This is a genomic window from Eggerthella timonensis (assembly GCF_900184265.1).
Classification (GTDB): Bacteria; Actinomycetota; Coriobacteriia; order Coriobacteriales; family Eggerthellaceae; genus Eggerthella; species Eggerthella timonensis.
Window position 1 is genome coordinate 2,423,920 of record NZ_FXXA01000002.1, and the last position, 19,153, is coordinate 2,443,072.

The 19,153-nt window shown below is 68.4% G+C and carries 19 protein-coding genes; 4 read left to right on the plus strand and 15 right to left on the minus strand.

The genetic code is table 11. The features are described from left to right. Nucleotides 1-4 precede the first annotated feature (4 nt). From C1A15_RS10055 to C1A15_RS10105, 11 genes are all read right to left on the minus strand, one after another. On the minus strand, nucleotides 5-2,908 hold the full coding sequence (locus C1A15_RS10055; RefSeq protein ID WP_101722439.1) for an ABC transporter permease: 2,904 nt from the start codon (nucleotides 2,906-2,908) through the stop codon (nucleotides 5-7). Then, on the minus strand, nucleotides 2,908-3,588 hold the full coding sequence (locus tag C1A15_RS10060; protein WP_101722440.1) for an ABC transporter ATP-binding protein: 681 nt from the start codon (nucleotides 3,586-3,588) through the stop codon (nucleotides 2,908-2,910). The genes C1A15_RS10055 and C1A15_RS10060 overlap by 1 nt, the downstream gene beginning before the upstream one ends. 214 nt (nucleotides 3,589-3,802) lie before the next feature. Then, nucleotides 3,803-4,807: a sensor histidine kinase gene (locus C1A15_RS10065; RefSeq protein ID WP_101722441.1), complete on the minus strand. Its 1,005-nt coding sequence runs from the start codon at nucleotides 4,805-4,807 to the stop codon at nucleotides 3,803-3,805. A 1-nt stretch (nucleotide 4,808) separates the two neighbouring features. Continuing rightward, nucleotides 4,809-5,480: a response regulator transcription factor gene (locus C1A15_RS10070; RefSeq protein WP_101722442.1), complete on the minus strand. Its 672-nt coding sequence runs from the start codon at nucleotides 5,478-5,480 to the stop codon at nucleotides 4,809-4,811. A gap of 115 nt (nucleotides 5,481-5,595) precedes the next feature. Continuing rightward, nucleotides 5,596-6,123, minus strand: a complete 528-nt coding sequence (locus tag C1A15_RS10075) for a VanZ family protein (RefSeq protein WP_101722443.1) — start codon at nucleotides 6,121-6,123, stop codon at nucleotides 5,596-5,598. Beyond that, the gene (locus tag C1A15_RS10080) at nucleotides 6,120-6,335 is read right to left on the minus strand and encodes a helix-turn-helix domain-containing protein (RefSeq protein WP_101722444.1); all 216 of its coding nucleotides are present in this window, start codon (nucleotides 6,333-6,335) and stop codon (nucleotides 6,120-6,122) included. Before C1A15_RS10080 ends, C1A15_RS10075 begins: the two co-directional genes overlap by 4 nt. Nucleotides 6,336-6,344: 9 nt before the next feature. Beyond that, on the minus strand, nucleotides 6,345-6,827 hold the full coding sequence (locus C1A15_RS10085; RefSeq protein ID WP_101722445.1) for a hypothetical protein: 483 nt from the start codon (nucleotides 6,825-6,827) through the stop codon (nucleotides 6,345-6,347). Between the two features lie 98 nt (nucleotides 6,828-6,925). Then, nucleotides 6,926-7,171 carry a VF530 family protein gene (locus C1A15_RS10090; protein ID WP_101722446.1) on the minus strand — a complete coding sequence of 82 codons (246 nt, stop codon included), beginning with the start codon at nucleotides 7,169-7,171 and terminating at the stop codon, nucleotides 6,926-6,928. A gap of 127 nt (nucleotides 7,172-7,298) precedes the next feature. Continuing rightward, nucleotides 7,299-7,535, minus strand: a complete 237-nt coding sequence (locus tag C1A15_RS10095) for a hypothetical protein (protein WP_101722447.1) — start codon at nucleotides 7,533-7,535, stop codon at nucleotides 7,299-7,301. Between the two features lie 134 nt (nucleotides 7,536-7,669). Next, nucleotides 7,670-8,080, minus strand: coding sequence for a Tat pathway signal protein (locus C1A15_RS10100; protein ID WP_101722448.1), 411 nt, complete (start codon nucleotides 8,078-8,080; stop codon nucleotides 7,670-7,672). Nucleotides 8,081-8,393: 313 nt separating this feature from the next. After that, the gene (locus C1A15_RS10105) at nucleotides 8,394-9,977 is read right to left on the minus strand and encodes an FAD-dependent oxidoreductase (protein WP_101722449.1); all 1,584 of its coding nucleotides are present in this window, start codon (nucleotides 9,975-9,977) and stop codon (nucleotides 8,394-8,396) included. Nucleotides 9,978-10,225: 248 nt separating this feature from the next. Between C1A15_RS10105 and C1A15_RS10110 the strand changes: the two genes are divergently transcribed. After that, on the plus strand, nucleotides 10,226-11,647 hold the full coding sequence (locus tag C1A15_RS10110) for a helix-turn-helix transcriptional regulator (RefSeq protein WP_180953068.1): 1,422 nt from the start codon (nucleotides 10,226-10,228) through the stop codon (nucleotides 11,645-11,647). Between the two features lie 143 nt (nucleotides 11,648-11,790). On the opposite strand, the gene C1A15_RS10115 is transcribed toward C1A15_RS10110, so the two are convergent. The 3 genes from C1A15_RS10115 to C1A15_RS10125 form a co-directional block, all read right to left on the minus strand. Next, a complete protein-coding gene (locus C1A15_RS10115) occupies nucleotides 11,791-13,713 on the minus strand; it encodes a heavy metal translocating P-type ATPase (RefSeq protein ID WP_101722451.1) in 1,923 nt (640 codons plus the stop codon). A gap of 118 nt (nucleotides 13,714-13,831) precedes the next feature. Beyond that, the gene (locus tag C1A15_RS10120) at nucleotides 13,832-14,050 is read right to left on the minus strand and encodes a cation transporter (RefSeq protein ID WP_087189829.1); all 219 of its coding nucleotides are present in this window, start codon (nucleotides 14,048-14,050) and stop codon (nucleotides 13,832-13,834) included. Nucleotides 14,051-14,111: 61 nt separating this feature from the next. Then, the gene (locus tag C1A15_RS10125; protein WP_101722452.1) at nucleotides 14,112-14,528 is read right to left on the minus strand and encodes an ArsR/SmtB family transcription factor; all 417 of its coding nucleotides are present in this window, start codon (nucleotides 14,526-14,528) and stop codon (nucleotides 14,112-14,114) included. 194 nt (nucleotides 14,529-14,722) lie between these two features. Here C1A15_RS10125 and C1A15_RS10130 point away from each other — a divergent pair, with 194 nt between their 5' ends. The 3 genes from C1A15_RS10130 to C1A15_RS10140 all read left to right on the plus strand — a co-directional run bounded on the left by C1A15_RS10130 (nucleotide 14,723) and on the right by C1A15_RS10140 (nucleotide 17,509). Beyond that, nucleotides 14,723-15,397 carry an ATP-binding protein gene (locus tag C1A15_RS10130; RefSeq protein WP_101722453.1) on the plus strand — a complete coding sequence of 225 codons (675 nt, stop codon included), beginning with the start codon at nucleotides 14,723-14,725 and terminating at the stop codon, nucleotides 15,395-15,397. Between the two features lie 254 nt (nucleotides 15,398-15,651). Continuing rightward, nucleotides 15,652-16,566, plus strand: a complete 915-nt coding sequence (locus C1A15_RS10135; RefSeq protein ID WP_101722454.1) for a helix-turn-helix transcriptional regulator — start codon at nucleotides 15,652-15,654, stop codon at nucleotides 16,564-16,566. A 1-nt stretch (nucleotide 16,567) separates the two neighbouring features. Beyond that, entirely contained in the window at nucleotides 16,568-17,509 is a 942-nt protein-coding gene (locus C1A15_RS10140) for a DMT family transporter (RefSeq protein WP_101722455.1), read from the plus strand. A gap of 678 nt (nucleotides 17,510-18,187) precedes the next feature. Here C1A15_RS10140 and C1A15_RS10145 read toward each other — a convergent pair. Next, a complete protein-coding gene (locus C1A15_RS10145) occupies nucleotides 18,188-18,946 on the minus strand; it encodes an SOS response-associated peptidase family protein (RefSeq protein WP_101722456.1) in 759 nt (252 codons plus the stop codon). Between the last annotated feature and the right edge of the window lie 207 nt (nucleotides 18,947-19,153).

The following is a 19,153-nucleotide window of genomic DNA, read 5'->3' on the forward strand; positions in this document are numbered from 1 at the left end:
TCGCCTAGATCGCGTCGGAGCGCAGGGAGTCCACGATGCTCGCGGCGTGGGAGCGGCGCAGGGCGTAGGCCACGCTGAGCGCCAGCACCGCCAACACAATGGCCACGGCGGCGCCCACGTGGCCCCACGGCAGGGCGAACGAGAGCCCGGCGAACGCCAAGGACGTGGCACGGTACAGCCCGTAGGTGGCGACGGCGGCTGCGGCCAGGCCGATCGCCAGCCCGCGCAGCGCGTAGCTCGCGCATTCGTAGGCCAGCATGCGGGCGAAGGCGCGGTTGCCCATCCCGATCGAGCGCAGCGTGGCGAACTCGCGCGTGCGCAGGATGATCCCGTTCGCCAGCGTGTTGAACACGTTGGCCACGGCGATGAGCGTCGTGATGACGGAGAAGCACAGCACGAACAGCTGGACGGCTTGCATGATCAGGCGGCTCTGACGCGCATGCTCCGCGACGTCGTTCACGTTGACGGAGATGCCGTCGGCGTAGTCGCGTGCGATCTCCTCGAGCTCGGCCGCGGCCTTCTCGTGGTCGGCCGCCGTGAACGAGAAGCCGGCGAACGAGTACGTGAAGGGGTTCTCGTGATAGTCGCCCCGCCCGACGGCGCTCGCGGCCACGCTCTCCGGCAGGATGATGGAGGGGAACTGGTTGTTGCCCGAGATGGCGTTGACCGCATCGGGCTCCTCGGAGACGAGTGCGCCGATCTCGAGGGAAGCGACCGTGGCGGCCTCGTCCACGGAGGCCACGGTCAGCCCGGCTCCGTCTCCGACGTCCTGCGCCTGGTCGAGGTAGCCGACGGCGGGGCGTCCGTCCGCGCCCTCCTGGACGCCCATGATGCTGAACCCCTCGCGCGCCTCGATGGCGAACAGGTCGATCGCGCCCGTCGCCGCGAACGGCGTCGTGGACACGTAGGTGCCGTCGGGCATCGTGTCCTGGTAGGTGTTCAGGCCGATGGCCCGCGGGTTCGCGGGGTCGTCGTACGCGTCCGCGTCGAGGCCCAGGTCGGCCACGAGCCCGTTCCAGGACGCCTCGTCGACGTAGAAGACGTTGACGCTGCCGTAATAGGTTCCGTCCGAGCCGAACGAGGGCGGCACCCAGCCGGCGCTCACCTGCCCGTCGTAGGCTGCGCGGGCTCGGCGCGCCTCGTCCGTTATCATGCGTGCCTCGACGATGCCCTCGGCCTGCCCTTGGCGGCACGATCCGATAAGCTCGAGGCCGTCGATCCTGCTCGCGCGGGCGAGGAACTCGTCCAGGGCGGCGGCGTTGTCCGACAGGTCGCCGACGTCGCGCATGCCGGAGCTGTTCGCGTGCGCCGACACCACGATGTCGGCCCCGCTCGCGGCCCCGTTCGTGCTGCCGGCCCGCTCGGACAGCGGCGCGAGGTACAGCGCCACGCTGCCGGTGACCACCACGAGCGCCACGCTCACGGCGAGCGAGGCCACCACGGTACGCCCGCGCGCGGCGGCGCGCGAGAGGTTGCGGTGGGCGACGAAGCCGGGAACGCCGAAGAGCCTGCCTGCGAGGCCGAGCCGCACGGGCGCACCTTCTGCGCGACGCTTCGAGGAAGCGGCCCGCTCGGCGCGCTTCGACAGGCGCACGTCCTGCGTTTGGCGGATGGCATCGACGGCCGACACGCGCGCGGCTCGGGCCGACGGCACCCAGGCGCTCACCAGCAGCGTCGCGAACGACAGGCCCGCCGCTACGGCCAGCGCGCCCGCGTCCACGTGCACGCGAAGGCCCGTCGCGCCCGCCCCCAGCATCGCGGCGAACGCCTCCTGCGACGCCGCGAACACGCCCGCCGTGCCCGCCACGCCCGCGAACAGGCCGAGGGGCACGCCGAGGAGGCCCAGCAGCAGCGCTTCCGTCAACACGGTGCGCCGCAGCTGGCGTTTCGAGGCGCCGAGCGAGGCCAACAGGCCGAATTGCCGCGTGCGCTCGGCAACCGATATGGCGAACGCGTTGTAGATGAGCGACACCGACGCCACGACGATGACCGCGGCGAGGACGGCCGCCACCATCCACAGCGTCCCCCAGATGGGGCGGTTGTCGGCGATGCCGAGGTACGCGAACAGGTTCGTGTGGTACAGCGTGGTCTCGACGTTCTCGAGTCCGGTCGTCTCCTCGAAGAACGCCTGCATCTCGTCGCGACTGCCGAAGCCCTGCGTCACGACGTACGCGCCCATCAGCGGCTCGCCGTCGGCATCGGCGACGGTCGCGGGGGAATCGGCGGCGTTGAGCGCGACGGACGACGAGCTGGCGGCCGTGTAGTTGTTCGCGAGGTAAGAAGGCTGGTGCTCGTAGAAACCCGTCACCGTGAGCGTGCGGGGCCGGGCGTCGACGATCGTCTCCTCTTCGCCGTCGGTCGTGCGCGCCCCCAGGTCGGCCGTCACGATGCCGCCCACTTCCACGGGGCCGTCCGATGCCACGCCTCCTTCGCCGTCGGCGCCGAGCGTCTCGCCCTTGAAGTAGCCGGGCAGCACGATCTCGTCGCCCGTTCGAGGCCAGCCGCCCTCCACGAGCTCGGGCATGAGGGCGAACGGCGCGCCGTCGGGCTCGTCTGCGCCCTTTGCCGTGGTCGGCAGGCTCTTGAGCGTGAGGAAAGGGCCCAGGTAACGGGCGTCTTGCTCCGACAGCGCCGCCGAGCCGCCCTTCGCGAACGTGGCGAGGCCGCTCACCCGGTCGCTTTTCGCGAGCGCGTCGACGGCGGACCCGGGAACCTCGGAGGAGAACACGTGCCACGACCCCTCGGTTGCGCGCGTGCGCTCGAGCATCCCCGCCTGCACGCTGGCAACGCTGGTCAGCACGGCGGCCAGGAGCGCCGCGGACAGCGCGATGCCGATCACCGTCACGGCGGTGCGCACGCGGTTGCGCGCGAGGGTGCGCAGGGTGAAGCGCGTGAATATGCCCGCCATCACCGCCGCCTCTCGTCGGAGGAGACGCGCCCGTCCTCGATGGCGATGACGCGGTCGGCCATGCAGGCGATGTCCTCGTCGTGGGTGATCACCACGAGCGTCTGGTCGAAGCGCCTGTTCGATTCGCGCAAAAGCGCCATGATCTCGCGCGAGTTCTTCGAGTCGAGGTTGCCGGTGGGCTCGTCGGCCAGCACCACGGCCGGGGCGTTCATGAGCGCGCGCCCGATGGCCACGCGCTGTTGCTGGCCGCCGGACAGCTGGTTGGGCAGGAAACGCTCATGGCCGCGCAGGCCCAAGGCCCCCAGCAGCATGCCGAGGCGCTCCTCGTTCACGGCGCGCCCGTCCATGAGCACGGGCAGCGTCATGTTCTCCACCACGTTGAGCACGGGGATGAGGTTGTAGAACTGATAGACCAGCCCCACGTCGCGGCGGCGCAGCACCGCAAGCTCCTCGTCGGAGCGCGCGTACACGTCCGCGCCGTTCAGCAGCACCGTGCCCGAGGTGGGGCGGTCGACGCCGCCCATGAGGTGCAAAAGCGTCGACTTGCCCGACCCCGACGAGCCGACGATGGCGACGAACTCGCCGGCCGCCACGCTGAACGACACGTCGTCGAGCGCCGTGAGCGCCGTGGGGCCGCTTCCGTACACCTTGGTGAGATGGTCGATGGTCAGAATGTCCATGATGAGCCTTTCTCGCTGACAGTCTACGGAACAGTGTGGCAGCCCGCGCTTGCGCAGGCGTGAACGCCGGGTGACAGAATCGTCATCCTGGGCGGGCGACGGGGCGGCAAGGCAGCGGGTGCGGTGCGGCGAAGACGCGGGGCCGAACGCTCCCGTGCGGCCGCTAGCCGCGACGCTCCCTGCCGGCGCCGTCTTCCGCAGTCGGGGCGGAAGCCTACACGACCACCTTCGGGAACGTGAAGTCGAAGCGCGCGCCGCCCGTCTCGCGGTCGTTGCCCGCGCGCAGCGTGCCGCCTTGGGCGACCGTGAGCGCCTGGGCGAGCGCGAGGCCGATGCCGAACCCCTCGGAGCCTTCTCCGCGGTAGAAGCGCTCGAACAGGCGGGGGAGGTCCTTGTCCGCGATGCCCGGCCCCGTGTCCGCGACGCGCAGACGGCAGGCGACGGCGTCCTCGACGGCGCGCACGCGCACGGTGCCGCCCGCCGGGGTGTGCTCCATGCAGTTCTTGAGGACGTTGCCCAGCGCCTCGGCAGACCAGGCGGCGTCGCCCGTGAACGACGCGCCGTCCTCCACGTCCGTCTCGCAGGCCACGTCGCGCAGGTCGAAGGCCCCGGCGAGCGGGGCCAGCGCGTCGCGCACGAGCTTCGCCGCGTCCACGGGGCTCGTTTGCACGCGGATGGCCCCGGCGTCGGCCTTCGCCAGCTTCAGCAGCGCGGTGACGAGCCAGCCCACGCGGTGCACGAGGGATTCCAGCTCGCGGAGCGCCCGCGTGCGCTCGGCCTCGTCGTCGGCGCGCTCGACGGAGCCGATGAGCAGCCCCATGGCCGTGAGAGGCGTGCGTATCTGGTGCGAAACGTCCGCCAAGGCGTCGGCCAGTGCGCTCTTCTCGGCGTCGAGGCGCTCGGAGGCAGCGCGCAGAGCGGTCACCATCTTCGCCAGCTCGTTCTTGAGCACCGCGAGGTCGCCTTCGCGGTAGTCGGAGAAGTCGATGCGCCGCCCGTCGTGCAGCACCTCGTCCACCTCGGCGGCCAGGCGCGCGATCTGGCGGTAGCGGCGCGCGGAGAACGCTGTGAACAGCGCGCAGGCCGCGATGCCGGACGCGAGCGTCCACAGCCCTGCGCGCGGCCCTTCGATCGCCGCAGCGCCCGCGGCGACGGCCGCGAGCGCGCCCGCGAGCAGCGCCAGCTGGAAGGCGAACGAGCGGTTCCTCAGAAGCCCCATGTCACGCCTCCGTCCGGTAGCCCAGCCCGCGCACGGTGAGGATCAAGCGGGGGTTCGCAGCGTCGTCCTCCACCTTGTCGCGCAGCCGCTTGACGTAGACGCTCAGCGTATTGTCGCTCACGTACTCGCCGGCGCTGTCCCAGATGGCGTTGCGCAGGTGCTCGCGCGTCACGAGCCGTCCCTGGCTCTGCGCGAACAGCAGCAGCAGCCGGTACTCGAGCGCCGTCAGCGCCACGTCGCGCCCGGCCTTGCGCACGCATGCCGCGCCCGCGTCGATCTCCACGTCGCCCAGGCGCAAGAGCGACGCGGAGGCGTTCGCGCGGCGCAGCACCGAGCGTATGCGCGAGGTCAGCTCGCGGGCGCGGAAGGGCTTGGCGATGTAGTCATCGGCGCCCATATCGAGGCCGGCCACGGTGCTGTACTCGTCGTCGGAGGCCGTGAGGAAGATGACGGCGGGCGCCGGCTCGCACGCCTTGGCGGCGGCACATACGGCGAATCCGTTGCCCTGCGCCAGCGCGATGTCGACGAGCGCCAGGTCGAAGCGCTCCGCGTCCAGCAGGGCGACGGCCTCGTCCTGGCTGGCGGCCGATGCCGTCTCGTAGCCTTCCGACCGCAGCAGATCCGTCAAACTGGCGACGATGGCCGCATCGTCTTCGACGAGCAACATGCGCATGGTGCGTCCTTCCCTTCGAGTGCTTCGCGTCCACGGTAGCAGAAAACCGGGGGAAGGGGAGGGAGAAGCTCGCCCGCGCGCGCGGCGGGAAAGCTTCGAGGGGGGCGGGCGGCGCCTAGCGGGCGGCGCGGTCCCGTTCGCGCCGGGCGGCGCGCAGGCTCTCGGCGCGGCGGATGCGCTTGAAGGCGGGGAAGGCGGCTGCGGCCCCGACGATCGACCCGATCAAGCCGGGCACCAGCGTGTCGGGGACCGGCTGGTCGAGCACGATGCTCTCGAGCGCTTCCGACCAGGATATGAGCAGGCATGCCCCGATCACGGCCATGGCGCAGGCCGACCTGACCGTCATCCGCCGCCTCAAAGCGTTCACCAGCAGGAAGGAGAGGACGAAATACGCGACGGCCTGCAGCGCCAGGCCCGCGGGGGTCTCGCCGGCGGGGAGGGCGAACGCCACGAGGCCCGCCCAGCCGAGCGCGACGATCCAGCGCACGGCGCCGCGCGCCGAGCTCGGGCGGGAATCGTTCGGGGATGTCTTGCTCGCGTCCATGTGCGTACGGTATCGCACGGTGAGCGCCGAGCCGGCCTTCGTCTGCGAGCAGGCGGGATATTGTTTCCGCGAGCTGAACGCGCCGTTACCTGCGATCACGCGTCCTCGTCGTCGACGAACTCCAGAAGGTCGCCGGGCTGGCAGTCGAGCTCCTTGCAGATGGCGTTGAGCGTTTTGAAGCGCAAGCCGCTGACCTTGCCGTTCTTGAGCTTCGACAGGTTGCCGTCGGCGATGCCCACCTTGTCGGCCAACTCGCCCAGGGAGACCTTGCGATCGGCCATCATCCGATCGAGGCGCAGCACGATAGCCATGCCGCCCTCCTAGATGATCTCGAAGTTCTCGTCCTGGACGAGATACCCGTACTCGAGTATCTGGCCGAGGCAGAACACGACGGCGGCCAGCATGAATGCGAACATGACCGATTCGTCCACGAGCGCGCCGGACAGCATTCCGGTTTGGATGCTGACGACCGCCCAGTACAGCCATTTCGGCACGGTGAGCGCTGCGAATAGGAGGACGGCCGATGCCTTGATCTTGCGCGGCAGCGCGGCGAAGAACGGTGTCTCCTCACGGTTGATGCGCAGGAAGACGAAAGCGACGTACATGCCCAGCGCGATGAGGAAGCCGTCCCTGAGGAGGCCCATGCCGCAGCGCGCGGAGTCGGGGTTCGACAGAGCGCCGCCGGTCGTCAGCCAGTCGACGATGAGGATCGACGTCCGAATGCCGAACATGAGCGCGATGAAGAGGATCGCGACGAACGCGGTCATGCTGGTCGCCTTGATCTTCGCCCGCATTTTGTCCATAAGGGCCTCCTCGCTCTCGGATGCCCCCAGCATACGCCATAATATGACGTTAAACAATATGAATATGACGTTTTACGTCAAATCAGATGTTTGGCAATCTATAGATCCACCCAGAATCTCGAGTTCTTGTACAGCTCTTCCACCTTGTTGCGCGCCCAGGGCGTCTTGCGTAAAAACGACAGCGAGCTTTTGAAGTTCGGATCCTTCTTGAAGCAGTTGATCCTGATGCGCTTGGCCAAGCCGTCCCAGCCGTACTTGTTCACGAGCTGCTTGAGCATCATTTCGAGCGTGATGCCGTGCAGCGGGTCGTTGGGATGCTGCCGATATGCGGGGTTGTCGGGCATGGTCTCTCCGTGTTCCTCGGGGGGTACTCGTACCATCATGACGCATTTCGGTCCGAACCGTCTCGTGAAACGAGAAACGCCGCCCGGGCGGACGGCGTTTCTCATGCGGGACCCGCTTTGCCGGCTATTAGCGGCCCATCGCCAGCACCGCGCGCACGCCGAGGAGCGTGAACGCCGCGACGGCGAGGGCGCCTGCCGCCCCGCTGGCGATGAGCCCGCCGACGAGGCACGCGCCGTGCCCGCACGGACGCTCCTCCGATATTCCCGCAGCGGAGGGCGCGTCGCGCTCCTCCTCGTTTCCCATGAGGGTGTCGAGCCCTCGGCCGAGCGCCGCGGGGCGGGCGCTTCCTTCTTTCGCGTTCAATGGCTGCCTCCTTCTGCTCGGGGTCGTCTTTCCTCGCAGCACCCTACGCCTTGAGGACGACGGCGCAGCGGGAGGGCGCACGGCGTGAGCGTCGCGAGTCGCAGCCGTTACGTTCGGTTGGAAACGGAGGGGCGTCAGAGGTCGGACGAGACGAAGCTGTCGATGACGCGCAGCGCGGGGTGCGCTGCGATGCCGCCCACGAGCGCGCCGCCGGCCCCGACGAGCCAGTCGAAGAAGCTGAAGGGGTGGTCGGGCACCAGGAGCGACACCGCGCCGTCGGCGATGCCGAGCACGCAGGTGATCAGGACGGCGGCAGCGCAGGCGGTGAGCAGGCCCATGTGCTGCCACAGCGCGTTGGCCAAGAGGAAGCTGAGCACCGCGAACTCGATGAAGTACGCGACGGCGGAGGGCGCGCTCACGGCGGGCCCGAAGTACACGACGGCCGCCCATGCGACGACGAGCGCCCAGCGCCCGACGACGATGAGGCGCCGCCGCCCCGACATGCGAGCCCATGCGCTCCCGGTATCTTGTCGCTCGTCTTCCATGTCCTCACGATACCATGCATCCTGCTCCCGGCCTCGACACGGGCACCGTACCGTTGCCGAAGCCGTGGGCGGGCATGGAGTGGGCGCAAAAGGGGAGCCATGACAAAGTACTCCATGGCAAACATGAATCATGGAGGCTCGTTGCTTTTCGCGACCTGGGCATATGCCAAGACGCTTTACGGAAGCACGGTGCGAACGACCTTCGGTCGCGCTTGAAATTGTCACAGCTGCCCCTTTGCGCCCATGTTTCATGAAAGCGCGAACCCGGAGCGGCGAAAGAGAGGCCGTCCCGGGCGCCGAGCCGCCGTCGGGGTTACGAGGAGAGCGCGCTGCGGGCGGCGATGCGGCCGAACGCGGCGCATTCGCCGACGTTGCCGGTGCCTTGGTAGAGGTGTCCCCACACCGAGCCGAATTCTCCGGCCGAGAACAGGTGCGGGATGGGCTCGCCGAACGGGTCGAGGATCTCGGCCTTCGGGCCGCGCACGGGGCCGCCGTCGGTGTTGAGCATGGAGGGCACGCACAGCACGGCGTAGAACGGCGGCGTCGCCACTTTCTGCAACGTGTCGGCAGGACGGTAGAAGGCCAGGTCCTCGCCTTGATCGCAGAACTCGTTCCACTGGTCCACCGTCTTCGCCAGCTCGTCGGCGGGCACCTCGATGGCGGCGGCCAACGCTTCGACGCTGTCAGCGCTCAGCGCCCAACCGTCGGCGACGGGATCGGCCGACTTCTCGGCGGGGAAGGCGCCTGCGGACAGGCCCTCGGCGTCGAAGAGGAACCACGCCTTCTCGGGGAAGGGCAGGTGCGTCCAGTTCCCGCCGAACTGGGTGATGCCGTGGCGGTAGCCCACGTTGAGCTTCGGGTCGGAATCGGCTTCTGCGTAGGGCGTGGTGGGGCACGAGCAGGCGTCGTAATCCTGGTAGAAGCGGCGCCCGTTCACGCCCACGGTGATGCCGTGTTGCTTCGTCGTGAAGTTCCACACGGTGGAGACGAACTTCGTGTTCGTCAGGTCGCGCAGGGCCATCCAGTACTGCGCTCCGCCGGCCATGTGCCAGAAATCGGCTCCCACCTTCATGCAGGCGCGATGTCCGTCGCCGGTGTTCGCCTTGCCGGCATAAGGGAACACGCCTTTGACGCCGGTGTAGTTGTACAGCATCTCTGCGTCGCTCTCGAAGCCTCCCGTGCACATGATGACGCCCTTGCTCGCCTTGTAGCGCTTACCGTTCGCCACGACGCCTTCGATGGCCTTGGTCTCGGGATTCTGCACGAGCGACTCCATGGCCGTGGATGACTTGAAGGTGATGGCTTCGTGCTGCTGCATCACGTCGAGGAAGAACTGGAACACGTGGGAAGGACCCTCGCCGTCGGTCTTGAACTTGATGCGGCCGTACGTGTTGTCGTTCAGCAGCTCGGGCCACTCGCCCAGCTTCGAGTCGTCAGGCGGGCCCACCTCGAGCCAATCCTCTTGGGCTCCCAGCTCGTACAGCCAGGAGAGGTTGTGGGCCAGCTCGTCGGCGAACGCCTTCTTCACGTCGTCAGGCGTGCTGTCCCCGATCATGGCGTCGAGGTACACCAGGAACTCGTCCGGGTCCTCGCAGTACAGCATGCTGCCTGCGCAGAACGGGCTGTTGCCGTTCGCCGACACGTCCTTTTCCAGCAGCAGGCACGTCGCGCCGTCGCCCTCGGTGGCCACCGTGATGGCCGAGGCGAGGCCGGCGATCCCTCCACCGCATACGACGACGTCGTACTCCTCGTCCCAATCCTCGCCACCCGACGTGGCGGCTGGCCCCTGCTGCTGCGGGCTCGCGCATGCTGCCAGCCCCGTGGCTGCCAGCCCCGCCGCCGCGACGGCAGCTCCTCCGATGAACGAACGGCGCGTCATCCTAGCTTGCTCTTCCATGATGCATTCCCCTTTCCTCGATGATCCTCTATTCCGCTGCTGCGGACTGGCTTCATCTTAGGCTCGCGGGGGAGCGGCGCGTGTCTCCCGAAACGCCCTAAACCATGCTCGTCCTTGTGCCCGAAAGGGATGATTGTGCCTGGGACGCCCGCTCAGCAGGGCACGTTCGCGGTAGCGCGCGGGTCCGATGTGCTATGCTCGAAGGCGTAGGAGGGAGGGCATAGGGGATGCCGCTACGTCGAAATGCGATGAAACAGGGTTGGGGTCTTTCGGTCTGCACGGTGGTGGGCCTCGCGTTCATGAGCGTATGGTCGGACGTGGTGGGCCATGGCTCCGGGTTCTTCTCCAGCGCCGACGCGGTGCAGGGCATCGCGAATGCGCGCGTGCTGTTCCTCGCGGGCCTTACCTTGTCGACGGCGCTCTACGTCCTCGTCCCCGGCTTGCTGAAACGGTTCGAGGCTTTCATCGGCGTCGGCATCGCGGCGACCTCCGTAGCGGCTACGATCCTGTTCTCGTTCCCGACGGCGGTCCCTATCCTGCCGAGCGATTACCTGTGCGCCGGCTGCCTGTTCTTCGTGGGACTTGGCTATGGCTGGCTGGCCGTCCACCTCGTGTGCGAGGTGGCCTACAAGGGCGACTACGCCACAGTGGTGTCCATCCTCGCCGTCAGCCTGCTGGCGAAGACCATCCTCACAAGCCTCATCAACCTGCATGGGGCGCCTGCGGTGCAGGTGGCGGCCGCCATCGCATCGCCCGTGATCGCGTTTGCAGCGGTGTGGGCGGGGCAGCGGACGCTCGACCGCTCGACCGAGACGCTCGACCTTGCCGAGCTGCCCAAGGTGCACGAGCCCGACCGGCGCGTGCTGCTGGTGCTGCTGGTGATGCTGCCCGTGCTGCGCGCGCTCGTGCGCGTGCTCAGCAAGATGGGGTTCTGGGGAAGCGGCTACGAGGTGGAGAACATCCTCAACGGGCTGGGCTTCCTCGTGGTCATCGCGCTCGTGCTGTTCTTCGCCCGCGTGACGCTGGTCAAAGAGCAGGGCGACGACTACATCACCCGGTTCCTGCCGCCGTTCATGGTGATCCTCGGCGGCTTCTTCCTGCTCGACCCGCAGGTTGCGCACCTCGTGGGGCTCACATCGTGGACGAGCTACGTGCTCACCACGTTCGTCGAGCTGTTCTCGCAGCTGTTCCACTGGGCGCTCATCGCGTTGTCCATCCGCAGTCTCAACGTGCATCCGTACCGCGTGGTGGGGATCGGCTATGCCGTCTACGGCGCGTTCTCCATCGCCTACGCGATGCTGCTGCAGAACACGGTGGAGCTCAGCAGCATCCTCATCGTGCTGGCCATGTACTTCTTCATCGTAGTCATGATGCTGCTGTTTCGCTCGCATCGCGGCGGCGATGCGGCTCCTGCTCCTGCACCCGCGCCAACGAGCGAGGAGGACCGGCTCACGTCCGTCGCTGTGCGCTACGGGCTGTCGCCGCGCGAGACCGAGGTGTTCGAGCTGCTCGCGCAGGGGCGCAATCGCACGTACATCCAGAACACGTTGTTTTTGGCCGAGGGCACGGTGAAGACCCACACTTCCCGCATCTACCAGAAGCTCGGCGTGAACAACCGCCAGGACATGATCACGCTCGTGCAGGACGCCGAAGCGCAGACGCGTCCATAGGATCGTTCGGGAACGGGAACAGATGTTTCACGTGAAACATCCGGCACCCGGCGTCAGCGGCGCGAGGCTTCGCACCCCGGAAACGCGCCGCGCCGCCCCGAGGGGCGGCGCGGTCGGCTGCTCGCCGGTCGATCGCGCGGCGGCTACTTCCTCACGTTCATGGCGCGCATGGCGTTGAGGATGGCGATCACGGCCACGCCCACGTCGGCGAACACGGCCAGCCACATGTTGGCGATGCCCACCGCCGCCAGGATCAGCACGAGGAACTTCACGCCGAGGGCGAACACGATGTTCTGCCACACGATGCCCATGGTCTTGCGGGCGATGCCGATCGCCCGCGCGATGTTGGACGGCTTGTCGTCCATGAGCACCACGTCGGCCGCCTCGATGGCCGCGTCCGACCCCATCGCGCCCATGGCGATGCCGATGTCGGCGCGGGTGAGCACGGGCGCGTCGTTGATGCCGTCGCCCACGAACGCCAGCTTGCCCTTCCCGGCGCCCCTCTCGTGCGTCTCTTCGAGGAGCTTCTCCACTTCCGCCACCTTGTCCTGGGGCAGAAGCTGCGCGCGGAACTCGTCGATGCCCAGCTCCTTCGCCACGGCGGCGGCCACGTCGACGCGGTCGCCCGTCAGCATGACGGTCTTCTTCACGCCGGCCGCGCGCAGCTCGGCGACGGCCTCGGCCGCGTCGGGCTTCACGACGTCGGCGATGACGATGTGGCCGATGTACTCCCCGTCGAGCGACACGTGCAGGATGGTGCCGGTCAGCTCGCAGTCGTGGCAGCCCACGCCGCACTCGCTCATGAGCTTGTCGTTGCCTACGAGCACCACGTGCTCGTCGATGCGCGCCCGCACGCCGTGGCCGCTCTGCTCCTGCACGTCATCGATGCGCTGCTGGTCGATGGGCCCCGAGTAGGCCGCGCGAACCGACAGGGCGATCGGGTGGTTCGAGTACGCCTCGGCGTGCGCCGCGATGGACAGCAGCCGGTCGGGGTCGATGCCGGACGAGGGATGCACGGCAACCACGTTGAACGAGCCGTCGGTGAGCGTGCCGGTCTTGTCGAATACGACCGTCTCGGTGCCGGCGAGCGTCTCCAGGTAGTTGCTGCCCTTCACGAGGATGCCGAGGCGCGAGGCGCCGCCGATGCCGCCGAAGAACGACAGGGGCACGCTGATGACGAGCGCGCAGGGGCACGACACCACGAGGAAGATCAGCCCGCGCTGCACCCAGTCGGACCAGCTCTGGCCCAGCACGAGCGGCGGCACGACGGCCAGCAGCACCGCGATGCCGACGACCGCCGGGGTGTAGTACCGCGCGAAGCGGGTGATGAAGTTCTCGGTCTTGGCCTTCTTCTCGGCCGCGTTCTCCACGAGCTCGAGGATGCGGCTCACGGTGGACTCGCCGAAGGGTTTGGTCGCGCGCACGGTGATGAGGCCGGTCATGTTGACGCAGCCCGAGATGATCTCGTCGCCTTCTCGCACCTCGCGCGGCACCGACTCGCCGGTGAGAGCCGCGGTGTCGAGCTGCGACGTGCCGCTCACCACCACGCCGTCGAGCGGGACGCGCTCGCCGGCTTTGACGACGATCTCGTCGCCCACGGCCACCTCGTAGGGGTCCACCTGCACGAGCCGCCCGTCGCGCTCCACGTTGGCGAAGTCGGGCGCGATGTTCATCATGTCGGCGATGGACTTGCGCGATTTGCCCACGGCGTAGCTTTGGAACAGCTCCCCCACCTGGTAGAACAGCATGACGGCCGCGCCTTCGGCCATGTGCGGGTCGCTGTCGGGGAACAGCACCAGCGCGAAGGCGCCGATGGTGGCCACGCTCATAAGGAAGTTCTCGTCGAACACCTGGCCGTGGCCGATGTTCTTCGCCGCGCGCAGCAGCACGTCGTAGCCGGCGATGAGGTAGGGGACGAGGAACAGCGCGAACTCCACCCACAGCGCCGTCGTCTCGCTGCCGAGCCACGTCGACAGCGGAAGCAGCTCCGCCACGACGTACACGACGACGAACAGCGCGATGGCGAGGACGATGCGGTTCCTCGTGCGTTTCTGTTTCTTGTTCATGATCTCCAACCTTGTTTTTCGTATGGTTCGGGAAAGGGCGCGCCGCAGCGTCGGACTGTTTCACGTGAAACATCCGTTCGCAGTCTTGCAGGGCGACGCTTCGATTGTCAGCGGGCGGTTAGCGCAGGATGACGCAATCCGGCTCGATCTTGCGGCACGCGCGCTCGGCCTCGTCGAGCACCGCTTCGAAGCGGTCGTCGTCGGCTTCCAACACGAGCTTCTGCGTCATGAAGCTGACCGTGGCGCTTTTCACGCCGTCGATGTTCGAGATGGCGTTCTCCATCTTGGCCGCGCAGTTCGCGCAGTCGAGGTCCTGGAGCTTGAATGCTTTGCGCATGAGGGGTTCCTTTCGGTAGGGGCGTTCGTCGGGTTGTTCGTTGCTCGTCGCTCGTCGTTCCCTATTCGCAGATGTGGGTCATGCCCTGGGCGAGCATGGTGTACACATGGTCGTCGGACAGCGAGTAGATGACGTTCTTGCCGTCGCGCTGGAACTTGACGAGGCGGGCCTGCTTGAGCGTGCGCAGCTGGTGCGACACGGCGCTTTGCGTGGCGCCGATGAGCTCGGCGAGGTCGGCGACGCACAGCTCGCGGCCCATGAGCGCGTACAGCATCTTGATGCGCGTCGTGTCGCCGAACACCTTGAACAGGTCGGCCAGGTCGTAGAGCAGCTCCTCGTCGGGCATGCTCTCGGGCCCCGGTCCGGACGCACCCGCGTGCTCGGCGCAGCCGCACGAGCAGCCGTTGTCGTGCGCGCTCTGCGCCGGGGCGGAGCCGTCGTCGTGCGTCGTCGCGTTCGTGCTCTGGTCTGACTTCATCCTGCCAACCTCTCAACATATGATCAACTGTTCATAAGTATACGGGCGAGGAGCGCCGTGTCAAGGGGAAAGCGAGGGAAATGCTCCCTTGTTGGATTTCCAACAAGGGTTGTCGATGCGACGTGCTATGCTCCCGGGCGTACCGGAGAGAACGTGCGAGGGCGTGCGTCGAGGATGCGTGCGGGAGGAACAGTATGATACGGAAGATCATCGAGATCGACGAGGCGGCGTGCACCGGCTGCGGCCTGTGCGTTTCGGCGTGCCATGAGGGAGCGATCGGCCTGGTGGGCGGCAAGGCCCGCCTGTTGCGGGACAACTACTGCGACGGGTTGGGCGACTGCCTGCCCGCGTGCCCGACCGGCGCCATCGTCTTCGTCGAGCGCGAGGCCGAAGCCTACGACGAGGCGGCCGTGCTCGCGGCGCGCGGCCGAGCCGCCGACGGGGCCGCCGGGCTCGCCGCGGGCGCGCCGGACGCGGCCGGCTGCGATGCGCCGCGCCCCTCCGAGCTGACGACGTGGCCGGTGGAGATCAAGCTCGCCCCCGTTCGGGCGCCGTACCTCCAGGGCGCGCACGTGCTGGTCGCCGCCGACTGCACGGCGTTCGCCTACGCCGACTTCCATCGCGACTTTTTGCGCGGGCGGGTCGTCCTCGTCGGCTGCCCGAAGCTGGACGCCGTCGACTACAGCCAGAAGCTCGAGGCCGTCTTCGCGAGCAACGACATCGCCTCGGTCACCGTAGCGCGCATGGAGGTTCCGTGTTGCGGCGGGCTCGAGCACGCTGCGCGCACGGCCCTCGAGCGCAGCGGCAAAGACGTGCCCTTCGAGGTGGCGGTGATCTCCACGCGCGGCGATCTGCTCGAACGGCGGTAGCACCCCGCGGCGAGAACGGGCGACGGCTATGGGCGACGGCGCCCCATCGCCATCGCGGCGCCATCGCACCATCGCCGTCGCGGCCCCATCGCCATCGCCCATCGCCGCGGGAATGTTTCACGTGAAACATTTGTACGGGTTTTGCGCTCGCAGGCTCGGGGCGTCGCGCCGGCCGCGGCGTCCCGCCCGCAATTTCGTTCAAGCGGGCCGTGCGGGTTCGTGGTATCGTTTCCTGCTTGGACGAAAGGGTTTGCATGGAAACGATCGAAGCATGGAACGAGCGCCCGGACGTGGCGGGCGCGCGCTTGGCCGACCCCGAGATGGGAGCCGAGAACCGGCGCATCGCGCCGTTCGGGCCGTGCCCGGGCGTGGAGTTCGTCACGCTCGAGGGCATCGTGCAGCCCTTCCCGCTGCACTTCCACGATTTCTGGACCATCGGGCAGATGGTGGGCGGCGGCCGTCGCATGCGCTGTCGCGGACAAGAGCACGTTCTGGGTCCCGACGACTTCGTGCTGTTCGAGCCGGGCGAGGTGCACGGCTGCGAGCCCGTGGGCGATGCCCCGCTGGCGTATCGCAGCATCGTCGTTCCCGACGAGCTGTTCTCGCAGGTGGTGGGCGAGGCGATCGGCGTGGCGGGCCCGCATCGCTTTAAGACGGTGGTCACGCGCGACGTGTCGCTTTCGGCCTGCATGGCGCGCCTGTACGCGTTCGCCTGGAGCGAAGGGGCCGATCCGCTCGAGGAAGAGGAGGCCCTGCTCGCCCTGCTGGCGCGCGCGGCCCGCTGCTGCGAGGGCGGCCCCTCGGCGTCGAGCGCGCCCGCTGCGCCGACGGGCTCTGCCTCGGCGGTGGCCCGCGCCCGGGCGCTCGTCGACGAGACGTACGCTGCCGAGCTGACGCTCGCGGATTTGGCCGAAGCCGCCGGGCTGTCGCGGTTCGCCCTCATCCGCGCGTTCTCCGACGAGACGGGCCTCACGCCCCATCGCTACCTGCAAGCCGTGCGGGCGAACCGCGCGCGCGACCTGCTGGCTGCCGGCGAAGTTCCCGCCGAGGCGGCCGTGCGCGCCGGCTTCTCCGACCAGGCGCACATGACCCGGGTGTTCAAGTCGTTCTACGGCGTCACGCCGGGCCGCTACCGCAGCGCCGCGCGTGCCTCGCGCGAGGGGCTCTAACATGGCCGCGGCAGACGTCCGGGCGGCGGACGACGTGCAGACGCAGCAGCGGCCGGCGGTGCGCGGGCACGTGCTGGCGCTCGTCACCGTGCTCGTGTGGGCCGTGACGTTCGTGTCCACGAAGGTGCTGCTCGTGCACCTCGCGCCCATCGAGATCCTGTTCTTCCGCTTCGTGATCGGCTTCGCCGCGCTCGCCCTGCTGCGCCCGCGCATCCTGCGCGTGCGGGGGTTCAAGGAGGAGCGCTGGTTCATGCTGGCGGGCGCCACCGGCGTTACGCTGTACTACCTGCTCGAGAACATCGCGCTCACGTTCACCACGGCCTCCATCGTGGGCGTGGTCGTGGCGGCGGCTCCGCTGTTCACCGGCATCGCATCGGCCGTCGTGCTCAAGGAGCGGCTGCGCGCGCCGTTCTTCGCGGGCTTCGCGGTGGCCATGGCGGGCGTATGCCTGGTCAGCTTCTCGGGCGGCATGGCGGGGCTTGCGGGGGAAGGCGGCCTCGGCCAGGTCGGGCTCGTGGGCGTGGCGCTGGCGCTGGCTGCGGCGGGCACGTGGGCCGCGTACTCCATCGTGACGAAGAAGCTCTCGACGTTCGGCTACGACAGCATCCTCGTCACGCGCCGCACGTTCGCCTGGGGCCTCGCCTTCATGCTTCCGACGCTGCCCGTTTTGGGCTTCTCGCCCGATTGGGCCTCGCTCGCCGCGCCCGAGATGTGGGGCAACCTCGTGTTCTTGGGCCTGGGGGCCAGCGCGCTGTGCTTCGTGACGTGGAACATGGCGGTGAAGGAGCTGGGGCCCGTGAAGACGAGCCTGTACATCTACCTCGTGCCCGCGCTCACCGTGCTGGCCTCGGCGGCCGTGCTGGGCGATCCGCTCACGCCGCCCGTCATCGCCGGCGTGGCCCTGACGATCGCGGGGCTGTTCCTGTCCGAGCGCGGCAAGTAGCGCCGCGCCTTTCGGGGCCGCGCCGCCCAGGGACGATGCTCCAAACAGAGAACCAGAACGAATACTTTGACCTCTCGTTTGGCGCATAATGCCAGATCGCGTTCTGCAACCCCGCTTCCGGCCGCCGTGCCGAGGCGCCGGTCGGAAGCGTCCGCGCCGGTGCGTTCTCGCCTCCCCTATGTGCGGGAAAATCCGGTTTTTGGCAATCCTTTTCCCCGTTTCGCCGTCGCAGGACGCCGCCGCCGCGATTTCGCGCGGCGAAACCCCAGGTCGGAGTTTTCCGCAGCGGAAGAACGAGGGACTCCGATTGCCAAAAACCGGATTTTCCCGCACATAGGGGAGCCTGAAGCGGCGCGGCCGACGCAACCGGCGCCGGCGCTTCCTTGCGCAACGACGCCCCATCGAGGAAGATGGATCGCCGGGCGCTATGCTCCAAGAAGGGAACCAGAACGGATGTTTCACGTGAAACATCCGTTCTTGGCGAGCTTCCCCGCTCCGTTTGCGTGCGGTTCACACCCTGATGTTGCAGAATCGCGGCACCGGAAGCGGCGCAAGGCGACATGGCGAATAGCGAGCTGGGGAAACGCTCGCGATCGGTAAGGCGCGGGGGCCGTGGGAGCTCGGTTCCGCACCGTTTGGGCGAAACCGCGCAGGGGAGACCGTGGCCGCCGCCGTCGGTTAGCGCTCGGGAGCGACGCGCAGCTCGATGGCGCCGCGGTCGAGCAGCGGCGCGTAGACGCCGCGCAGCCACAGCGCGGGCTCGCCGGGCCCCAGCGCGAGCGGCATGCGGTTGTGCACGGGAGCCACCGCGTCGTTCGGCTCGGTGGTGACGAGCGAGAACCGGCCGCGATCGTGGATGCCCGCCAGCAAGAGCGGCGCGCCGTCGAGCGGCTCGAAGGCGTACTGGCGCTTCACGGGGCGCCCGGTGCGCTCGCTCGGCACCGTCTCGGACGCGTGCGACTCGTAGAAGCCCCAGGCGGGTATCAGGCAGCGGCGCCGCGCGAAGGACGGCGACCACATGCTGCCCTCACCCTTCAGCGCCGTCTCGATGCGCGTGTTGAACACGGGCCCGTTCTTCCATGGAACCTCGTATCCCCAGGCCATATGCGCGACCGCAAGGCCGCATCCGTCGCCTGTGGCCACGATGAGCGGCACCACCGACGAGGGGAGCGCCTCGGTGCGGGGCGGGAGCGCGGAAGCCGCGGGGACGGCGGGCCCGTCGTCGAACAGCGACAGCTGCGTCGCCGCGTCGCAGCGCGCCTCCTGCGCGCGGGAGGCCCGCGCAGCGTCGCCCGCGGGCGCGAACAGATGCGCCTCGTAGGATTCAAGAGGGTCGAGCGAGGCCAGCTCGTCGGCGTGATCGACCAGGTCGCGCTCGATCTCCGCGGCGATGCGCGCGACTTCGTCGCGGTCGACGGGTATGAAACGGCGGCACATCGGCGGCTCCTTCCTCGCGTTCCTGCACGCTTCCAGTGTAGCGGTTCGCGGCCGTCTGCGGGATTGCCGCGCGGTGTCCTTCGCATGACGGCCGGTTTGCGCCTCGCGCCTTGCGCCTGCGCCGCCCGCCGAGCGCCGCGTGTCCCGCCGCTCGCGCACCAGGGGGTTGACAATACCCATGAGGGGTATATACTCACGCCAAGATAC